The following is a 17,500-nucleotide window of genomic DNA, read 5'->3' on the forward strand; positions in this document are numbered from 1 at the left end:
AGTATACCGCTTTATGTGAAATATCAAAATGATTTCCCTATCAAATACAGAAAAATAACGTTTTTTATCGTTCTCATGTATACTAAAGTGGTAAATCAAAGAAATGAGGTGGCTCACTTGCCATTCAATCAGCCATCGGATTATCTCCGATTGTCTAAAAAAATCTAATAAAATGACGGTTCATGTAGGCAGCTATCTTTGGGTAGCTGTCTATTTTGTATCGTCGCGTTTCATTTACGTCTCCCACAGTTTAATTTTGACTATGTGCTCCCTTCGATGTCTATTGAACCTAGATGGAGAAACGTTTGAAGTTAGTATTTCAACTTCTTATTAAGAAAGAGGTGATACTTATGATGTCCTGTTGGCAACCATTTCGGAAAAGTACGCCTGAAGTTTTTAGCGATTGTCATTCAATTTACAGCGCTCGTGCTACTCTAAAAAAACAGCAAAAAAAACCATCTAAAAATTCGAGCGGATTAGATGGTGTGTCATTCACTATTTTATTCTAGCTAACGTCTTTATAACGGTTCTATCTAAGCGCGATATGATAAACACCCTACTTGTTACAAACATTGCAAAAGATTTATGACCTGAATTTAAGCACTAAAAATTATTATTTCTAATCACTGTTTATTATCAGCTGTTGGTAATGATGTACTTACATTAACCAATCCCTCCAAAAAAAGCCTTTAATAGATCGTTAGTTATTATATAAAAATAGCATTGATTAAAAGACACATCCTCCAATTAAAGCCCACTATACTGACTCAAAAACAAATTAACATCACCGTTATTCTCTTGGATTTTATCCCTTGTTTTATCAAAATCACTGTATAATATCACTGTTAAACAGAGTATCAGTGTCACTAAAATAGTTTGGCTAACCACTAATAAGCGTTTTCTTTTCGAAAAATCCCCTAACAATAAAGCCAACAATACAACATTTATAATAATCAACACAAATTCTGCTAAAAAAAAGAAAATGCTAAACTTTAACGGTTGCGCATATGTTTCGTATTCATCCAAATAATAGCCTGCTATGTATGTCATACATGCACTTGCACCCACTAACAAAACGCTAAGCACACTTAACGCTATACTTACGATTCGTTGCATGTTGCCTCACCTCCACTATCTTACTAAAATTATACAGTAATAAACTAAAAGCACCGTCTTAAAAAGACTAAATTAAAACAGAAAACAGTGGTATTTGACTATTTTGTGTCCTTACTAACCCAATCACAATACATCAGTTGAAGTGAGTTATCTACTGAATAGTTGTAAAACATACAAATATTGGTCGTTTAACGACAAAATTCATATAAAATAAAGCGATAAAAAAGTTGACAAAGTAAACTAAAAAAACTATGCTTAAATTAGTTGAATTTGTAAACTGTTTCAGGAAAGGTAGGTACCCTTTGTGACTATCAATGAAATTAGAATGTTCAATCGCTATTACACGAGTATTTTAGGTGTGTTTGATCAGCAGACATTTGGTTTACCTTACTCAATGATTGACCTGAGAATATTAGGAACAATAGGTCGACATGACGGAATTACTGCGAACACGCTGATAAAGACGCTTAATATCAAAAAGAGTTACCTCAGCCGTATTGTGAGTAAGTTAGAAAAAGACGGTTACATCATCAAACAAAAAAATCAACATGACAGCCGTAGCTTTAATTTATACCTTACTAAAGATGGCACACATTTAAATGATTTCATTGAAAAAAAATCAGACGAACAAATAGCAACGTTATTAGCGTCGCTAGATGAAACTGATTTGAAAAAATTAACAACCGCAATGGCAACAATCAAAAACATTTTAGGTCCTATTGTACCTGATAACTTGGAGGAAGATTAAATGATTTCATTTGAAAATGATTACTTAGAAGGCGCTCACGAAAAAGTATTAACACGATTAATCGAAACAAATATGATTCAAGATTCAGGCTATGGAACTGATAGTTTTTCTCAGCAAGCCAAAGAGAAAATCAAAGCAGCTATTCAAAACCCGGATGCATCAATTCGCTTTTTGGTGGGTGGGACACAAACCAACCAAGTAGTCATCAACTCAGTTCTGCACCAATATGAAGGCGTTCTCGCAGCTGATACAGGCCACATCAGTACTCACGAAGCTGGCGCTATTGAATTTAGCGGTCATAAAGTGTTAGAATTACCTTCTGTCGATGGCAAAATAAACGCAACGGACGTCGATAACTACATCAGCACGTTTTATGCCGATGCCAATCACCAACACATGGTATTTCCAGGAATGGTTTATATTTCTTATCCAACCGAATACGGGACGCTCTATAGTCATGAAGAACTTGAAAGTCTTTCTCATGTTTGTAAAAAATACGATATTCCGCTCTTTATTGACGGTGCGCGTTTAGGATATGGACTAGCTAGTAAAGCTGCAGATGTCACAATTGCTGATATCGCAAAACTATCTGACGTTTTTTATATCGGTGGTACAAAAATCGGTGCACTTTGTGGTGAAGCTGTCGTCTTTACTAAAAATAATGAACCGAAACACTTTACTAATTTAATTAAGCAACACGGGGCGTTATTAGCTAAAGGACGCTTGGTCGGTATTCAATTCTTAGAATTATTTACAGACAACCTTTACTTCACTATTAGTGAGCATGCCGTGAACATGGCCTTGAAATTAAAAACTGGTTTTATCGAAAAAGGTTACCAACTTTATTTAGACTCACCAACAAATCAACAATTTTTCGTCCTCAGTAATGAAAAAATTGCTGAATTACAAACGAAAGTAAAATTTGCTTGTTGGGAAAAAGTCGATGATAACCATCAAGTTGTGCGCTTTGCAACATCTTGGGCAACAACCGAAGAGAATATCGATACATTGTTAGCTTTGATTTAAAGTCATACCGAAGAATAACACGTTATCCTACATAAATGAGAGAACCTTTTAAGGTTAACTCTATCTTATATCATAAAAAAAGCGACCTCCAAAAGTTAGGTTTTAGTCTAACTTCTAGGGGTCGCTTTATTGCCATCTATGAGGTGTTTATTTAATGCCGTGTTTTTGTAAATAGTCATGCGCCACATCAGCTGCAGACTTGTTTTTAACATTAACTTCATAATTCATTTTACTCATATCTTCTTCAGAAATTTTACCCGCTAATTTATTTAAAATACCTTCTAATTCAGGGTATTTTTCCAGCGTTTCTTCTGTCATTAATGGTGCCCCTTGATATGGTGGGAATAATTTTTTATCATCTTTTAAAATCACCAAGTCATACTGCGCTAATTCACTATCAGTTGAATACGCATCTACCACATTAACATCACCATTGTTGATTGCTTGGTAACGCAAAGCGGGTTCCAATGACTTCACATCAAATTTCAAACCGTATTTACTTTCCAATCCTTTATAACCATCTTTACGATCGATAAACTCAAGCGTAAAACCACCTTTTAATTGTGACTGAATGGCACGTAAATCAGAAATGTTTTTAAGATTATTATCTTTAGCAAATTGACGTTTGACGGCAACTGCATATGTATTTTGGAATTCCATTGGTTCTAAGAAAGCCATATTATGCTCTTTCTTCAAGGCTGCTTTAGCCTTTTCAAACACTTCTTTTTTATCATTCGATGTATTGGTATTATTTTTTACAAACGTTTCTAATACCGTACCTGAAAATTCAGGATAGACATCCACATCGCCACTTTTTAATGCATTAAATAAGAAACTTGTTTTACCAAAATTCGGTTTTAATTGAACATTAATATCACTATTTTCTTCAATCAATTCTTTGTACATATTGATGATAATATCAGGTTCTGCACCTAATTTACCTGCAATCGTGATTTGTTTTTCTTTGCTATCGGCATGTGTGTATACAAATGTACCAGCCACAACAAGGATTAACACACTAAATGCGATAAAGATTTTTTTGATACTTGCTTTTTCTAGCAAGTGAATAAAATAGTTGAATACCACTGCTAAAACGGCTGCAGAAATGGCACCTATTAAAATAAGAGGGATATTGTTACGATCAATACCTAGTAAGATAAATGAACCTAATCCACCCGCACCGATCAAGGCCGCTAATGTAGCCGTACCAATGATTAATACAGTCGCTGTACGGATACCTGAAATGATGAATGGCATCGCCAACGGAATTTCAAACTTCACTAATTTTGTCCATTTAGACATCCCAAATGCCTCAGCTGCTTCTTCAAGTGAAGAATCGATTTCTGTTAAACCTGTGTAGGTATTTTGTAAAATTGGGAAAATAGCATAAATAACCAACGCAATAATAGCAGGTGCCGTTCCAATTCCTATTAATGGAATCAGTAAACCAAGTAATGCTAATGATGGAATTGTTTGGAAAATCCCTGAAATTTGTAATAGAACTTCTGCTAAACGCTTATGTTTTGTAACAATAATAGCTAGTGGAATCGCAATCAATATTGCAATTAATAATGATAACAACGAAATTTGAATATGTTCAATAAAAGCTTGTAATAGCTCCCCTTTTCGCTCGGATAAGGTTGTCATAAAATAACTCATCGGCTACAGCTCCTTTTCTTCTATAAGTCGAAGGATACTTTTTTCGCTAATATATCCTAAGGATAGATCATCTTCAATTACTTGTAGACTGGAATGCGCGATAAGTAACTGTAACACATCGTATAATGGTGTATTCAATGAAACAGAACGACCTGTATTAATACCTTCTTCTTCAATTAAATTTTTCTGTTGAAGCAACTTAACAGTCCCTTTTTCTAACCATTTTGAACCTTGAGTTGTTTCATTTTTAAAGAATTGTGCAACAAAATCATTTTTAGGCAAGGCTTTTATTTTTTCAGGTGTATCTATTTGAACTATTTTCCCCTCATTCATGATACAGATACGATCACCTAATAATAAAGCTTCTGACATATCATGTGTAACAAATACAATCATGCTATTAATTTCTTGATGCAATTCTTTAATCAACAATTGTAGCTGGTTACGAGAAATCGGATCGAGTGCACTAAATGGTTCATCCATCAAAATAACATCTGGTTCTGTTGCAATCGCGCGTAATATACCAATGCGTTGTTGCTCTCCACCAGAAAGTTCATCCGGTTTACGATGTAAATAAATATCAGGATCAAGTTTTACTTTTTTCAACAACTCAATCGTACGCTTGCGGCGCTTTTCTTTATTCCATTTTTTTAGCTCAGGAATTAATTCAATGTTTTCCGCAACGGTTAAATTGGGGAACAAGGCAATCTGTTGTAATACGTAACCAATGTTAAGTCGTAAAGACTGGATGTCATAATCAATAATACGTTTATCTTTAAAATAAATATCACCATCTGTTGGCTCAATAAGACGGTTAATCATCTTCAATGTTGTTGTTTTACCACTACCACTGGGGCCCACTAATACAAAAAACTCGTCGGCAGCAATCGTCAAACTAAAATCTTCTATGACTGTCTGGTCACCATAAATTTTCGAAACTTTCTTGAACTTAATCATTTTCTCACGCCTTCCCCTATCAGTAATTTAAACTTATCTTATTTAAAAATAGCTTTGATTATCGGCCGTTTTTTTATTTTGTAACACAAACTACTATAATCTTAATTTCTTCACAAAGCAAGCAAAACGCAAACATACGTTCTCTTACCTATTTCATTTTTTTAAAGCCAGTTGATAACTTTTTTGTATCAATACTTTAAGTTCAGCAGTCGGTACCGATCCATCTAAACAAATCGTATACCAATGTTTTTTATTCATATGGTAACCAGGAAAATAATTGGGTTGATTAATCAACGATAGCACTTCTTCTGGCAATCCCCTTAAATCAATAATTTCAAGCGCTTTTTCACCCTTCAACCCCAATTTTTCCGGCAAAACTGTTAGCAGCGCTGCGTACCATTTCTGATTATCTGCTCGCCGATAAATAGCATTTTTAGGGAAACGCTCCCATAAAAACTCTAATTCATCACCATAAACATCACGAATATAAGCCATTATTTCCTTACTTTGCGGATTCACAAAAACAACTTTCTCATAACATTCCTTCGCAATTCTTTCTAAAAGATCATCAAAAGCTTCTCGTACTTCTCCAATAAAAGTACCCGCGGTATTATTAACTAAATGTAAGATATAACTTTCACCTGTTGCTAAATCAATCATATCAGTAGAAACTTCGCCATTTTCAGAGATAGTGACTGTCATTTCAAATAACTCTTGTAACACAAATTCTTTATAATAATAACCCTTTGTTGTTTTCTCGAAACCAAAAGTCAGCAATTTATCACGATTAAGTTGTTTATCTGTAAAGAAATTGTTCATTACACTGTTCAACCTCTCTTTAGATGTTTTTTTCGTATGTCTAGTATAACAAACTCAGCAATAGAAACAGCTAATGTGGCTCGAGACTTCACTATTTGACATTTAGTCTAATTAGACTATAATATAATTAAATAAATGAAACATTAGAAAGGAAGTTAAAAATGAAACACGTTTTTTTACTGATTGGCCAATCAAATATGGCTGGACGCGGTTTTATCAACGATGTCCCTAAAATTACAAACGAACGTATTCACATGTTACGCAACGGACGTTGGCAAATGATGGCTGAGCCACTTAATTACGATCGCAGTGTGGCTGGCGTTGGTCTCGCAGGTTCATTTTCTGAAGCTTGGCTCTCAAAAAACGCCGAGGATACCATTGGCTTAATTCCCTGTGCTGAAGGTGGCAGTTCTATTGATGAATGGGCACCCGATGGTTTACTCTTCCGTCATGCAGTCGCTCAAACCCGCTTTGCAATGGAGAACAGCACATTAAGTGGCATTTTATGGCATCAAGGTGAAAGCGACAGTGTTGTTGGACGCACTGCCGATTATTACGCTAAACTAGCGACTGTCTTAGATGCCTTTAGAACCGCTTTAGATGCACCAACACTTCCTTTAATCATTGGGGGTTTACCAGATTTCCTCGGTAAAACAGCTTTTGGTTTAATGTGTACTGAATATCAATTAATTAATGCTGATTTACAAAAATACGCGGATAGACATGAAAACACTTATTTTGTAACAGCTGATGAACTCACTGCTAATCCTGATGGTATCCATATCGATGCGTTATCACAACGCCGTTTTGGTTTGCGCTATTTCGCTGCCTTTGAACAAAAAACTAACCAGCTTACACCTTTAAAAGATGAAACAACACCATTAAATACTTTTGCTGAACGACCACTCACTCAAGGAGAAAAAATGTACCTTGCTAGTGAGGCGATGGCGATGGGAACGATTAATTACGAAACCTTTACATCACGTTTAGCTGAGATTTATCCACGTTAATCACAAAAGGAGTGAGAACAGTGATACCACTACTTATACTTGGTTTGTTAAAACAATTTCCCGGCGCTCACGGCTATGAGCTCCTTGCTTTAATGGAAGAACGACACTATAAATACATTGTTAACTTTACCAAAGGTTCCTTCTATTACAACTTACAACAATTAGAAGACAAGCAATGTATTCGCCAAAAAAAGGTGTCGCAAACTGAAAAGGGTCGCGAAGCACATCACTATGAAATAACACCCCTCGGGCAAAAAAACTTTGAGGACTTAATGCATAAATTTGGGACTAAAACGGATTATATTAATTTAAGTTTTTATGGTGCCATGTTATTTTCTGACGACTTTCCACCCGAACAATTTAATGCCTTAGTTAAAAGCCAAATTGCTGAAACAAACAAAAAAATCGCTTTATTAGATTTATCGATTGACCATCATGAGTTATTACCATCTTTTAAAAAAATGTTGGAGAACTCACGCGCGCACCATCGTGTTAATTTAGAATGGTTTGACACTTTATTGAAGCCTAAAACTGACAATCAATAAGAAAAATTAGCTGATATTTTCAATTTCCCCCTATCAATGTGTTGTGATGACTTATTTTTACAGGGATTTTGAAAATGTCGCTTTTTTTATGCAAAAAAGAGGCGTCAGTGAAATCACACCAACACCTTAAATGATAGTCCTGTTTTATGCTAAACCGCCGTTTGTAAAGATGACTTGTCCATTCACCCATCGTGCAGGTCCTGCTAAGAATGCAACTGTTTCGGCAATATCTTCGGGTTGTCCTAGTCGTTCCAAAGGTGTTGCTTTCGACAGATTATTTATCGTCGCTTCGTCTTTACCGTTTAAAAATAGAGGTGTCGCCGTTGGTCCGGGTGCCACCGTATTAACCGTAATATCCTTCCCTCTCAATTCACGTGCAAGTATCATCGTCATACTTTCAACAGCGGCTTTACTTGCTACATAGCCCCCATACGTTGGGAATTGTGTCCGTGTAACGCTTGTTGAGAAATTGATAATGGCGCCCCTGAACGTACACGACGAGCGGCTTGTTGTGCAACCACAAACGTCCCACGAATATTTGTGCGGAACATACGGTCTAAATCATCTAAATTTAAATCAACGATCGTACTCAATAGCATCATTCCAGCTGTATTAATCACAACATCAATGCCACCAAACGCCACTTCGACTTCATCAAAAACCTGCGCCATTACTTTTTCATCCGCTACATCACCCCCAACAACGAGCGCTTGCCCACCTGCAACAATGATATCAGCCACCAGTGTTTCTGCTTTTTCTTTATTACTTGCATAATGCACAGCCACTGCGAAATTATCAGCAACTAAGCGTTTCACAACTTCACGACCAATCCCGCCTGATCCACCTGTTACTAAAGCTACTCTTGAATGTGTTGTTTGTTTTGTCATTGTTATACGCTCCTTTGGCTTAATTTAAAATAAATTACAATTATGTAAATTTGTAACTTATCTAACAAAAAGGATTATACACCTATATATTACAAAATCAAGGATTTGTAATTAATTGATTTAAAAAGGGCTTTTTGCTGAGCTTTGATTGTGTGTTATCATGAAGTTATTGTTATATTAAATCATTGTTGGGGGACTTTTATGTTTACATTATTTATAATGATGATGGAACGCGTTGGCTTAATTATTCTACTCGCTTTTTTATTGGTCAATGTCTCTTTCTTCAAAAAAATTCTTTTAAATCGGCAACTTTTATCTGCCAAAATAAAATTAATCGCTATATTTGCAACATTCGCAATTATTTCTAACTTCACAGGCATTGTCATCACCGATAATCAACTCTTACCTGGTGATTTTTCGACTGTACTCAATGCGGATACGTCCATTGCTAATACACGAACTTTAGCCATTGGTGTCGCAGGTATTATTGGAGGTCCCTTCGTTGGCGTGGGTGTCGGTATTATTGCCGGTATCCATCGTGTGATGCAAGCTGGTGGAACCTCCTTTTTTTATATCGTCTCTTCTATACTTGTTGGATGTCTTGCGGGGTATATCGGTCGTAACTATATCCGTCTCAATAAAATGCCCTCCACCAAAAAGGCTTTTTTATTAGGGACATTGATGGAAAGTATCCAGATGGTTTTTATTCTCTTTTTCAGCCCAACCCTAGAACAAGGGTGGTTGCTAGTGAGATTTATTGCTGTTCCAATGATTCTTCTTAATGCCATCGGCACTTTAATATTCATTACAATCATCAGCTCCACTCAAAAACAAGAAGAACAATTGCGAGCGGTTCAAACGCATGATGTGTTAGATCTTGCTGCTAAAACCCTCCCCTATTTCCGTGAAGGGCTGACCCAGGAATCCTGCGGGGCTGTTGCTAAAATAATTCAGAAATATACAAAAGTGGCTGCCATTAGTATGACCGATAATCATCAGATTTTGGCGCATGTTGGGGTCGGTAGCGATCACCATATCCCTGAGCTAGATGTTATGACCTCGCTCTCATTAGATGTACTACAAACAGGCCATTTAACCATTGCTCGTTCTAAATCAGCCATCGGATGTAGCAATCCAAACTGCCGATTACATGCCGCTATTGTCATCCCTTTAAAGAGCAACGATCAAATAGCTGGTACTCTAAAAATGTATTTTACCGATGTCAATGATCTCACACATGTTGAAGAAAATATGGCAGAAGGACTCGCCACTATTTTTTCTAGTCAACTCGAACTGGGAGAAATTGAAGCTCAATCTAAATTACTAAAAGATGCCGAAATAAAATCGTTACAAGCACAGGTCAATCCTCATTTTTTCTTCAATGCAATGAACACAATTGCGGCGTTAATGCGTCGTGACGTCACACAATCACGCCAATTATTATTACAATTGAGCCAATATTTCCGTTCGAATTTACAGGGCGCTCGCCAAACGACCATTACGTTAGAACAAGAACTCGCTCATATTAACGCGTATCTTGCATTAGAACAAGCGCGTTTCCCTGACCGTTATACTGTTTCCTATGATATTGAAGAAGGGCTTGAATCATTAGCGGTGCCGCCTTTTTGCTTACAAGTTCTTGTTGAAAATGCGATTCGTCATGCGTTTCATTCACGTAAAACAGACAACCTCATTCGTGTGACGATGACACGCCAAGGACAAACTGTGCGTTTATGTGTGCGCGACAATGGTTTCGGAATTAATCCTGAAAAATACGCTTTACTCGGGCAAGAACCAGTGCCTTCCGTTGAAGGAACTGGTACTGCTTTAGAAAACCTTAACAAACGTTTAGCAGGACTTTTTGGACCTGACAGTACCCTCCATTTTACAACCACTGCCGAAGGGACACGCGTCACCTTCAAATTGCCATTTGAAAGGAACAGTGATACTTTATGAATGTTTTAATCGTTGATGATGAACCACTCGCTCGTGAAGAATTACGCTTTATCGTAGCTGAAGATGACCGTGTCACTTTTGTTGATACAGCTGAATCAGTCGATGAAGCGCTCGAAAAAATGTTAGATGTTAAACCCACAGTGATATTTTTAGATATCCATTTAACAAATGAATCCGGCTTTGACCTTGCAAAAAAAATACAACGTCTTCAAAATCCACCAAAAATCATCTTTGCCACAGCCTATGATAATCATGCCTTAGAAGCGTTTCAAGTGGATGCGATTGGTTATATCTTAAAACCATTTGATGACCAACGTATTTACGCTGCATTAACGAAAGTGTATCAACAATTACAGACTTCTTCCGACACAACTACACAGGAACTGGAAAACCTACGTATTGCGCTTCCTTTAAGCGATCGTATTGTAATGATTGATCCTACACAAATATTATTTGCTTCTGTTGAAAACAGTCAACTTACAATTGTGTTGCCAAAACAAAATTATCAATTGAACGAATCACTCAATTGGCTTGAACAGCGTTTAGATACCCATCAATTTATGCGTACACACCGAAGTTTTATCGTTAATTTAAATAAGATCACTGAAATACAACCGTGGTTTAATCATACGTATCAACTGACACTCACCAACAATGCCAAAATCCCTGTTAGTCGCTCGTTTGTGCCCTCTCTAAAAAAACGAGTGCAATTGTAACTAGAAAAGACCTGACTTCCTTATAAAAAAGGGAAATCAGGTCTTTTTTTAGTGATTAATTATCGCTACAACTCTTTCTACTACAAACTAAACGGATTGAATGATACTAATGACAACGAGAACAAACGCAGCTACAAATAAGAAGCAGAAAAAATACGCTTTACGTTGAACACTGTCGAGTAAAGCAGCTAAAAAACCCACTAATAAGAGGATCTGAATCCACATCGGATAGCTTAAGCCTTGGTTGCTATTTGTAAAAGCAAAAAACATGTTTATGTAGATTAACACCGCGGCCATTACACCTGTGTAAGATAACATTTTATCCACAATCGGTCACTCCTTTATTTAAAAATCATTATTTTTAATATACCATAAAATCGTTACTTAAAAAGCTGTTTCAACAAATCAATGTATTTCAGCAAGCGCTCAGGGCAACTCAAGCGATTATTTGGCATCCCGAAATGAAAGCGGATTCAAAATTGTTTTTATAGCCTATACTAGGTTTATAAACAAATACACACACTACTCAAAGGAGCGATTTCATATGAAAAATTCAAAAGCAGTTCCGTTCTTACAACAGGCTTTTATCTTCGCAATAGTCATGCTTGTTGCTAATATTATAAAAGGATTTTTACCAATGCCAATGCCTGCCTCAGCTATTGGACTTATCTTATTATTCATAGCACTCTCTACAAAAATAGTTAAAGTTGAACAAGTCGAAGGTTTAGGTAATAAACTCATCTCAATCATCAGTTTTCTATTTGTGCCTGCGGCAATTTCAGTCATCAACTCATTAGGCATTTTAAGTACCTCTGGTTTACAAATTATGCTCATTATTATTGTAGCAACCGTGATTCTATTAGCTATCACTGGTTGGTCTACACAAGTTTTCCTTAAAAAAAGAGCAAAAACACATCGTTTACGTTTGAATTCAGAAGGGAGTAAATAACTATGACTGCTTATTTTGGAATCACACTCACTTTGATTGCCTTTGGTATTGGGACATTCTTATTTAAAAAAACAAATAAATTCTTTCTTTTTACTCCTCTATTCGTTGCAATGATTCTCGGTATACTTTTCTTGAAAATCGGTGGTTTTGATTACGCCACAGACTATAAACCTGGTGGTGATGTGATTAACTTTTTCTTAGAACCTGCCACAATCGCCTTTGCAATACCGCTTTATAAACAACGCACTGTCTTAAAACGTTATTGGTTAGCGATTATTGGTGCGATTGTCATAGGGTCATTTGCTTCTATCTTTGTGGTCTATGGTGTTTCTAGTCTTATCAATGTTGATCATCCAATTATGTTATCTCTTTTACCTGAAGCTGCGACAACTGCAATTGCTTTACCCTTATCTGCCTCTATCGGTGGTATCGCCTCTGTTACATCATTCGCCGTTATTTTCAATGCAGTGATTGTGTATGCAGTTGGACGCTTCCTCCTTGAGAAATTTAACATCTCTAATCCAATTGCACGCGGACTCGCTTTAGGAACAGGTGGGCATGCATTAGGCGTAGCCGTTGCTTTAGAAATGGGTGAAGTTGAAGGTGCAATGGCCAGTATCGCTATGGTTGTTGTTGGAGTCATCACCGTCATCGTTGTCCCAGTATTTGTAGCCTTTTTATAACAATTATAAAAAACCCACATCCTAATCAGATGTGGGTTTTATGTTTTAGGCTATGCTGTTTGTTTGGCCAATTTCCGCCAATTATAGTAACCATAACTACTATTAAAGAGAAATGCCACCCACATTGCCACCATACTCGGATTGCCTGCAATAATCCATAATATGATTGACAAGATATTCACAACAATCCATAATAACCACTGTTCTTTATAACGTAAGGTCATCAAAATTTGAGCAACCACACTTATTGCCGTTGTAATACTATCTAAATACGGTTGATTGCTACCAAAATAATCTAGCATCAAACCAAAGAGGTACCAAAAAATAACGACCACAGTCACGGTGAAAAATGTTTGTTTTTTAGATAAACTACGCGCTTCAACAACAGCTGTTTCAGTCGTATTTGCGCTTGTTTCTGACACAGCAACGTTCATTTTTTTACGCCAGACAATGATACCCACAATTTGCATAATAAAGTAAAAACTATTTAATAATACTTCGCCATATAACACAAACTGAAGGCTGATAATTAAATATAAACTTACCTGAATAACACCAAAGAAATAATTACTAATTTTCCCTTTGGCAACAAAGGTTACGCATAATACGCCACTAATACCCGCAATCATACTGATTAAATTTTCTGGATTGAAATAAAAAACAATAAGTTGTAATAATAATAGGCCACCAATATAACTTTTTTCAAACGTTGTCCAGCCACCTAAAAGTTCTTTTTTCACTGTTGTCATCATCTTTGTTCCTCCTCGTTTTGCTTTCCTTTAATCGATCCAAATACCTGATTTATTATGTACATGGTTCTGAACATGTTTTTTAGCAGCCTCGTATCGGGCATAAAAACCTTGTGAATCTGTCTCTAAATTTCCTTTTTGGTCAAGCATCACCACCTTTTCTAGTAGCTGATGCGCCTCTAATTCAGCCATAAACAGTTGATGTAAGTGCCAACGACTCGTTTCATCTGCATATGACATATCACGAAAATCATCATTCACATAAGGCGTAATAGGCGGGATAACAAAAATGATTTCCCATTGTTGTTGCGCGATGAGTAAATCAAAACTAGGTGCCAATTGTGCATACTCTTGTGGGCTACAATAATATTTTGTGTAAACCTTGGTTACCAAAACATCAGTATCCGCAAACATTAAGCCTTTATTCATGGGACTAATAATCGCATTTTTATTATTTTCAAATTGACCTGCACCCATATAATTAAAATCATTAATAGCAAGTTCCTCATCACGCACATTGTATTTTTCTTCATACCGTCGTGCATATTCATCTGTATAGGGGCTATCAAAATAACGGCCTAGATCTTTTACTAACGTGCTTTTCCCACCACTCGCTGTCCCTAAAACGAGTATATTCATTGAGAAAACGCGGCGAAATGGCAGCATGATATAACGCCAATATTTATAAGGATTTTCACGGATTAAAGTAGCTGAAATAGGCAGCTCCTGACGATTAATAAACCTAATAAAATCGTTTGTCCGCACTTCTAGCTCTGTTATGTACTCTTTTTCTCCCACATACCACGTTAATTTTTCAGCTGAAGAAACCATTGTTGCTTTCACAATTGATTGCACAGCCTCTAACCATTCTGTCCAGCCATTTGGATATAACGGCATCCCTGTTTCATCTAATTCTGTAACCACTACCTTCTCGTCTTCTGCAAAAAGCTCACGCATATAACGAAACCGACGACGTAAATCCAAACCCACTGCCTCACCTCTATCACCCGGCTGACCACAAACAACAACAATACACGCATCATTTTCGCGCTTAGCTTGCATGATTGTATTAAAATGGCCCAAATGACAAGGTGCAAAACACCCAAAAACAATTCCAATATTTTTTTCTGATAAACGTGCTGTGACTAAATTACTCATAATGAACCTCCATCATTTTTATTAAAGGTATTTTTAACCTTTATTTAATTAAAGTTTTTTATACCTTTATTAGTGTAAAAACAAGTTTTAAGCCTTCACTTAAAACTTTTAATGCTCTATTTATTTAAGGTACGGGATATCCAACGCATAAAATTTTGAAGGTCTCCCCACCCCAGTTGGACGTTCATCTACCTCTTTTAAGAACTTCAATAAATCTTTTTTGAAATTCGAGTGATCTAACGTTTGATACGGCACACCTAAAAACTTCGCATATACCTTCCGCGCTTCTGCAATTGTGAAACTCTCACCTAATAATGTCAAAAGACGTGGTTGATAATACATTTTTCCGATAATACGTTTGATTGCTGTGCTAATAATTTTCTCATGATCAAACGCTAAATTACCTGTACTCGCCGCACTCGTCGTTTCAGCACCTATATTTAAATCAATATTTTCCATCTGATGATGTAGCAATGCAAAACCTTCTGTTAGCGTGATATCAAACCAGGCCGCCTCACTGGCATCATCCCCTGCTTTTAAAGCCTCTTGATTGAGGAAGGCAATGTAACTGACTGTAATCACCCAATCACGTGGATCTCTATTTGGCGTGCTAAATGTGTATAACTGTTCGATATTTGATTCTTTTAGTTGGACACCTGTTTCTTCAAACGTTTCACGCAAACAGCCTTTATCTGTTGACTCATTAGGATTGACAAAGCCGCCTGGCAAAGCCCAACAACCTTTATATGGATGTGCTTTTCGTTTGATTAATAGAATTTTCAGAGCATCTTCTTCACGATTGTATGCCAACATGACATTATCAATCGTCACTGAAGGACGCTCATATTTTTTATGTTCTTTCGTACGATACCACTCAAGGAATTCCTGTTCAGACGCCTCTGTTTCGTAATATATTTGTTCTTCTTGCTCTGTGCGTTTTGTCATTTTTTCACCTCGTTAATAAAAGTATTTAAAACCTTTATTAACCTAATAATAGCATACCTCTTTTTAACTAGCAACCTTTTTTACATAAAACGCTTCCATGTTATAATAATACTGTGAAAATATCAGAAACGAGGAACACACCATGAACTATGAATTAATCACAGACTACAAACACAACGCTATCTATCGTAAAAGCTTTTTTGAACTCGTTCAAACAACATTTGAACTAGATTTTAAACAATGGGATGACGCTGGTGGTTGGAATGATAACTATCGCTGTCTTTCTTATCGTTTAGGTTCACAAATTGTTGCCAACGTTTCAATCAATGAATTGACTGTTATTGTTGAGGGAAACGCTCATTCAGCTTTACAAATCGGTACAGTTGTCACGCATCCTGATCATCGCAACAAAGGCTTGTCACGTCAATTAATCGAGTATGCGCTAACCACGTATGAAAAAGATTATGACTTTATCTATCTCTTCGCGAATGATACAGTGCTGTCTTTTTATCCTAAATTCGGCTTCAAACAATGGCACGAATCAACGTTTTTTTTAGATGTATCAACATACGAAAAAAGTAACAACACAAATTCTTGGCGTAAATTAACACGTGAAGTACCTGCTGATTTAGAAATCATGACTCGCTTAGCAGAGCAACGAAAACCCTTATCGAATCAAGTTGAAGTGACAGGTCGTGAGCATTTAAGTCACTTTTATTACATTCTTGGTTTTGGTGACGCACTCTATTATCATAGCGAATGTGATGCCCTACTGATCTTTGAAATAGATGGATCAGAATTACATCTCTTCGATATCATTGCAGCTCAACCAATCAATCTTAATGATATCTTAAGTAGTCTATTAACATCTGAAATTACAACCGTTAACTTTTACTTTACACCTGATGGCCTTCCTCATGTACAATCGGCACGTATGGAAAACCCTGAAGATACACTTTTTGTACGTTCAAAAATTGAGGAACCAAACACACCGTTTGTTTTCCCATTAACTTCACATGCCTAAAGATATTATTTTGATAACATCTAATAAAACAGTTTAAAAGCCCTACTGATTTTTTACAATCAAGCAGGGCTCTTTTTGTATGAAATAGCTTGAATCAACGTTTCAAGCCGTTCATCATTATGTAGTAAAGCCACTAATACTTCGAGGATATTTTCCATATCTGCAATCAAACCCTAACAAGCAAACATTCCCGCTTCAAAATCATACGTTACTTTAGCAGATTTTTCCCGGGCATGCTGTTTCAAGATAAGACTGTGCTACCTTTTCCCACAAATACCCTGTTGGTTCAATCCCATTTTTTCAAAAAGTTGGTACTTCTTATCCGCTTCGAGTATGATTGACGCTTTATTTTCACCGTCATTTAAAAATTTAAATGCATCTCCCTCATTGGGCCTATTTTAAAATATTATATACATCACGCGATAACACTGAAATCTTTTCATATCCAGTATAGTTTTTAGTCATTACTGAGATGACGTAAGGTTCCTTCGCATAAACAATGCCTACATCATGAGCCAAGTCATATAAATCACCAATTTTATGACCTACTGGC

18 protein-coding genes and 1 pseudogene are annotated in these 17,500 nt (G+C 36.4%); 9 read left to right on the forward strand and 10 right to left on the reverse strand.

What is annotated here, in order from left to right; genetic code table 11:
* Nucleotides 1–747: 747 nt before the first annotated feature.
* Complete coding sequence (locus IKV95_RS00905) at nucleotides 748–1,116, reverse strand: hypothetical protein (protein ID WP_069120554.1); 369 nt, start codon at nucleotides 1,114–1,116, stop codon at nucleotides 748–750.
* 304 nt (nucleotides 1,117–1,420) lie between these two features.
* On the opposite strand from IKV95_RS00905, the gene IKV95_RS00910 reads away from it, so the two are divergent.
* Both IKV95_RS00910 and IKV95_RS00915 read left to right on the forward strand, forming a co-directional pair.
* Nucleotides 1,421–1,864 (forward strand): MarR family winged helix-turn-helix transcriptional regulator, encoded by a 444-nt coding sequence (locus tag IKV95_RS00910; RefSeq protein WP_096699160.1) that lies wholly within the window; start codon nucleotides 1,421–1,423, stop codon nucleotides 1,862–1,864.
* Nucleotides 1,865–2,890, forward strand: a complete 1,026-nt coding sequence (locus IKV95_RS00915) for a threonine aldolase family protein (RefSeq protein ID WP_069125500.1) — start codon at nucleotides 1,865–1,867, stop codon at nucleotides 2,888–2,890.
* 147 nt (nucleotides 2,891–3,037) lie between these two features.
* On the opposite strand, the gene IKV95_RS00920 is transcribed toward IKV95_RS00915, so the two are convergent.
* The 3 genes from IKV95_RS00920 to IKV95_RS00930 form a co-directional block, all read right to left on the reverse strand.
* On the reverse strand, nucleotides 3,038–4,549 hold the full coding sequence (locus IKV95_RS00920; RefSeq protein ID WP_069120550.1) for an ABC transporter permease/substrate-binding protein: 1,512 nt from the start codon (nucleotides 4,547–4,549) through the stop codon (nucleotides 3,038–3,040).
* Between the two features lie 3 nt (nucleotides 4,550–4,552).
* Nucleotides 4,553–5,506 carry an ABC transporter ATP-binding protein gene (locus tag IKV95_RS00925; RefSeq protein WP_029092086.1) on the reverse strand — a complete coding sequence of 318 codons (954 nt, stop codon included), beginning with the start codon at nucleotides 5,504–5,506 and terminating at the stop codon, nucleotides 4,553–4,555.
* Nucleotides 5,507–5,659: 153 nt separating this feature from the next.
* Nucleotides 5,660–6,325 carry an MmcQ/YjbR family DNA-binding protein gene (locus IKV95_RS00930; protein ID WP_069125503.1) on the reverse strand — a complete coding sequence of 222 codons (666 nt, stop codon included), beginning with the start codon at nucleotides 6,323–6,325 and terminating at the stop codon, nucleotides 5,660–5,662.
* A gap of 161 nt (nucleotides 6,326–6,486) precedes the next feature.
* Between IKV95_RS00930 and IKV95_RS00935 the strand changes: the two genes are divergently transcribed.
* A complete protein-coding gene (locus tag IKV95_RS00935; RefSeq protein ID WP_069120546.1) occupies nucleotides 6,487–7,335 on the forward strand; it encodes a sialate O-acetylesterase in 849 nt (282 codons plus the stop codon).
* 20 nt (nucleotides 7,336–7,355) lie between these two features.
* A complete protein-coding gene (locus tag IKV95_RS00940; RefSeq protein ID WP_069120543.1) occupies nucleotides 7,356–7,880 on the forward strand; it encodes a PadR family transcriptional regulator in 525 nt (174 codons plus the stop codon).
* Between the two features lie 144 nt (nucleotides 7,881–8,024).
* Here the strand turns inward: IKV95_RS00940 and IKV95_RS00945 are convergent.
* Nucleotides 8,025–8,767, reverse strand: a pseudogene (locus IKV95_RS00945) (SDR family oxidoreductase).
* Nucleotides 8,768–8,968: 201 nt separating this feature from the next.
* On the opposite strand from IKV95_RS00945, the gene IKV95_RS00950 reads away from it, so the two are divergent.
* Nucleotides 8,969–10,723: a LytS/YhcK type 5TM receptor domain-containing protein gene (locus tag IKV95_RS00950; RefSeq protein ID WP_287451314.1), complete on the forward strand. Its 1,755-nt coding sequence runs from the start codon at nucleotides 8,969–8,971 to the stop codon at nucleotides 10,721–10,723.
* A complete protein-coding gene (locus tag IKV95_RS00955; protein WP_029092091.1) occupies nucleotides 10,720–11,439 on the forward strand; it encodes a LytR/AlgR family response regulator transcription factor in 720 nt (239 codons plus the stop codon). The genes IKV95_RS00950 and IKV95_RS00955 overlap by 4 nt, the downstream gene beginning before the upstream one ends.
* An 87-nt stretch (nucleotides 11,440–11,526) precedes the next feature.
* Here IKV95_RS00955 and IKV95_RS00960 read toward each other — a convergent pair whose 3' ends face one another.
* Nucleotides 11,527–11,766, reverse strand: a complete 240-nt coding sequence (locus IKV95_RS00960; RefSeq protein ID WP_029092092.1) for a hypothetical protein — start codon at nucleotides 11,764–11,766, stop codon at nucleotides 11,527–11,529.
* A 217-nt stretch (nucleotides 11,767–11,983) separates the two neighbouring features.
* Between IKV95_RS00960 and lrgA the strand changes: the two genes are divergently transcribed.
* Together lrgA and lrgB are read left to right on the forward strand one after the other, a co-directional pair.
* Nucleotides 11,984–12,388, forward strand: coding sequence for an antiholin-like murein hydrolase modulator LrgA (lrgA, locus tag IKV95_RS00965; RefSeq protein WP_036027572.1), 405 nt, complete (start codon nucleotides 11,984–11,986; stop codon nucleotides 12,386–12,388).
* Nucleotides 12,389–12,390: 2 nt separating this feature from the next.
* Nucleotides 12,391–13,071, forward strand: coding sequence for an antiholin-like protein LrgB (gene lrgB / locus IKV95_RS00970; RefSeq protein ID WP_029092093.1), 681 nt, complete (start codon nucleotides 12,391–12,393; stop codon nucleotides 13,069–13,071).
* Between the two features lie 50 nt (nucleotides 13,072–13,121).
* On the opposite strand, the gene pnuC is transcribed toward lrgB, so the two are convergent.
* From pnuC to IKV95_RS00985, 3 genes are all read right to left on the reverse strand, one after another.
* Nucleotides 13,122–13,820, reverse strand: coding sequence for a nicotinamide riboside transporter PnuC (gene pnuC / locus IKV95_RS00975; RefSeq protein ID WP_287451315.1), 699 nt, complete (start codon nucleotides 13,818–13,820; stop codon nucleotides 13,122–13,124).
* Between the two features lie 30 nt (nucleotides 13,821–13,850).
* On the reverse strand, nucleotides 13,851–14,978 hold the full coding sequence (locus IKV95_RS00980; RefSeq protein WP_287451316.1) for an AAA family ATPase: 1,128 nt from the start codon (nucleotides 14,976–14,978) through the stop codon (nucleotides 13,851–13,853).
* Between the two features lie 120 nt (nucleotides 14,979–15,098).
* The gene (locus IKV95_RS00985) at nucleotides 15,099–15,923 is read right to left on the reverse strand and encodes an NUDIX domain-containing protein (RefSeq protein ID WP_069125508.1); all 825 of its coding nucleotides are present in this window, start codon (nucleotides 15,921–15,923) and stop codon (nucleotides 15,099–15,101) included.
* 142 nt (nucleotides 15,924–16,065) lie between these two features.
* Between IKV95_RS00985 and IKV95_RS00990 the strand changes: the two genes are divergently transcribed.
* Nucleotides 16,066–16,947, forward strand: coding sequence for a GNAT family N-acetyltransferase (locus IKV95_RS00990; protein WP_119905007.1), 882 nt, complete (start codon nucleotides 16,066–16,068; stop codon nucleotides 16,945–16,947).
* A gap of 393 nt (nucleotides 16,948–17,340) precedes the next feature.
* On the opposite strand, the gene IKV95_RS11165 is transcribed toward IKV95_RS00990, so the two are convergent.
* On the reverse strand, nucleotides 17,341–17,484 hold the full coding sequence (locus IKV95_RS11165; RefSeq protein WP_353734603.1) for a hypothetical protein: 144 nt from the start codon (nucleotides 17,482–17,484) through the stop codon (nucleotides 17,341–17,343).
* Nucleotides 17,485–17,500: the final 16 nt, after the last annotated feature.

The organism is Brochothrix sp., from assembly GCF_017549435.1.
GTDB classification, from domain to species: Bacteria; Bacillota; Bacilli; order Lactobacillales; family Listeriaceae; genus Brochothrix; species Brochothrix thermosphacta.

Bases quoted from the DNA above. Each gene is read 5' to 3' on its own strand.
- IKV95_RS00905 (WP_069120554.1), bottom strand. From the start codon at position 1,116: ATGCAACGAATCGTAAGTATAGCGTTAAGTGTGCTTAGCGTTTTGTTA.
- IKV95_RS00915 (WP_069125500.1), top strand. From the start codon at position 1,865: ATGATTTCATTTGAAAATGATTACTTAGAAGGCGCTCACGAAAAAGTA.
- IKV95_RS00920 (WP_069120550.1), bottom strand. From the start codon at position 4,549: ATGAGTTATTTTATGACAACCTTATCCGAGCGAAAAGGGGAGCTATTA.
- IKV95_RS00925 (WP_029092086.1), bottom strand. From the start codon at position 5,506: ATGATTAAGTTCAAGAAAGTTTCGAAAATTTATGGTGACCAGACAGTC.
- IKV95_RS00930 (WP_069125503.1), bottom strand. From the start codon at position 6,325: ATGAACAATTTCTTTACAGATAAACAACTTAATCGTGATAAATTGCTG.
- IKV95_RS00935 (WP_069120546.1), top strand. From the start codon at position 6,487: ATGAAACACGTTTTTTTACTGATTGGCCAATCAAATATGGCTGGACGC.
- IKV95_RS00950 (WP_287451314.1), top strand. From the start codon at position 8,969: ATGTTTACATTATTTATAATGATGATGGAACGCGTTGGCTTAATTATT.
- IKV95_RS00955 (WP_029092091.1), top strand. From the start codon at position 10,720: ATGAATGTTTTAATCGTTGATGATGAACCACTCGCTCGTGAAGAATTA.
- lrgA (WP_036027572.1), top strand. From the start codon at position 11,984: ATGAAAAATTCAAAAGCAGTTCCGTTCTTACAACAGGCTTTTATCTTC.
- lrgB (WP_029092093.1), top strand. From the start codon at position 12,391: ATGACTGCTTATTTTGGAATCACACTCACTTTGATTGCCTTTGGTATT.
- pnuC (WP_287451315.1), bottom strand. From the start codon at position 13,820: ATGACAACAGTGAAAAAAGAACTTTTAGGTGGCTGGACAACGTTTGAA.
- IKV95_RS00980 (WP_287451316.1), bottom strand. From the start codon at position 14,978: ATGAGTAATTTAGTCACAGCACGTTTATCAGAAAAAAATATTGGAATT.
- IKV95_RS00985 (WP_069125508.1), bottom strand. From the start codon at position 15,923: ATGACAAAACGCACAGAGCAAGAAGAACAAATATATTACGAAACAGAG.
- IKV95_RS00990 (WP_119905007.1), top strand. From the start codon at position 16,066: ATGAACTATGAATTAATCACAGACTACAAACACAACGCTATCTATCGT.